1 protein-coding gene is annotated in these 1,423 nt (G+C 71.0%); it reads left to right on the top strand.

Annotated features, from left to right (window positions below; translation table 11 throughout):
• Positions 1-153: 153 nt before the first annotated feature.
• Positions 154-1,423, top strand: a 1,270-nt coding sequence (locus FREUN1FDRAFT_RS39060; RefSeq protein WP_006545983.1) for an HNH endonuclease signature motif containing protein, incomplete at its 3' end; no start/stop codon positions are given.

The raw sequence follows: 1,423 nt of genomic DNA, 5'->3' as shown, positions 1-1,423 counted from the left end.
GTTGTGAGAAATGTCGGTGGTCGGTGTGACGATGCGCGGGTCCGATTGATCGACCACACCCCTGGCCCGGTGATCTTCATGATTGACACTGCTGCTGTTCCTCCTTGCGACACCCTCGCTGCCGATTTCGCTGCTGACACCGCTGGTTCCTCGGTGGATCCCGACGCCGTCCCGATCGGTGAGCTGGAGACCGCGATCTGCCAGTGGGCGGGCCGGATCGCGGCCGCGACCTGTGCCTGGCTGGGCCTGCTCGCCGCGTTCGATCGGCGTTCCGGCTGGTCGGGCATCGGGATGCGGTCCTGCGCCCACTGGTTGTCCTGGCGGTGCGGGCTGAGCCCCCGCACCGCCCGCGATCATCTCGCGACCGCGCACGCCCTCGAACAACTGCCGATGATCCGGGCGGCGTTCACGGCGGGAACACTGTCGTACTCGAAGGTCCGTGCGATCGCCCGGGTCGCGCGTCCTGATACCGAGCAGGTCTGGCTCAACCATGCCGAGCACTGCACCGCCGGCGCGTTGGAGAGCCTGGTCCGTGCCTACCGACAACGCAGCGCGGATCCGGACGACCGCGCCCGGGCCCGGTCGGCCCGGCGGGTGTCGTGGCGTACCGATGAGGACGGCATGGTCCACCTCACCGCCGTGCTTCCCGCCGAGGAAGGCGCTCAGCTGGTCGCGGCGATCGAAATCGCCCGCGAAACCCTCCCCACCACCGAACCCAGCACCGCGGAACCCGGCACCGCGGAACCGGGGGCGGAGTGTCAGCGTGACGCCGACGGTCTCGTCGCGCTCGCCGAAAGCTTCCTGCACCACGGCGCACCCGGACTCGTCCAGCCCGCACACACCCTCGTCCTGCACCTGCGCCCCGCCGACCTACGCCCCGGCACCACCGAGGGCGTCACACCGGCCACGCTTCCACCGGCCGTCCTGCAACGCCTCGGCTGCGACGGCCTCGTCCAGGCCCTGCTCACCGACCCCCACGGCAACCCGCTCCGCCTCGGCCGGCGGAACCGGTTCCCCACCCGCCGTCTCCAGGCCGCCGTTCACGCCCGTGACCACGGAACCTGCCAGTACCCGGGCTGCGCGCACACCCGATGGCTGCACGTCCACCACCTGGTGGGCTGGGCCGAGGGCGGCCGCACCGACCTGGACAACCTCACCCTCGTCTGTGGCAGCCACCACCGTCACCTCCACGAGGAGGGGATCGTGCTCCGCAGAACCAGCAGCGCAACGATCGTCGCGCTGCTCCCCGACGGTCGGACCCTCGTCCCGGCGCCACCGGTGACCCCCGGGGAACAGCCCATCGCCACGCTCGCCGACGAAACCGGGCATGTCGCACCGAATGCCGTCGCCACCCGCGACGGCGGCCGGCTCAACCTCGGCGAATCCCTGTTCGTGCTCCTCCAGGACCGCGTAGCCGTCGCGT

Source organism: Parafrankia sp. EUN1f, from assembly GCF_000177675.1.
Lineage (GTDB): Bacteria > Actinomycetota > Actinomycetes > Frankiales > Frankiaceae > Parafrankia.
Note: the sequence above shows the minus strand (reverse complement) of the source record. Positions and strands in the feature narration are given on the sequence as shown.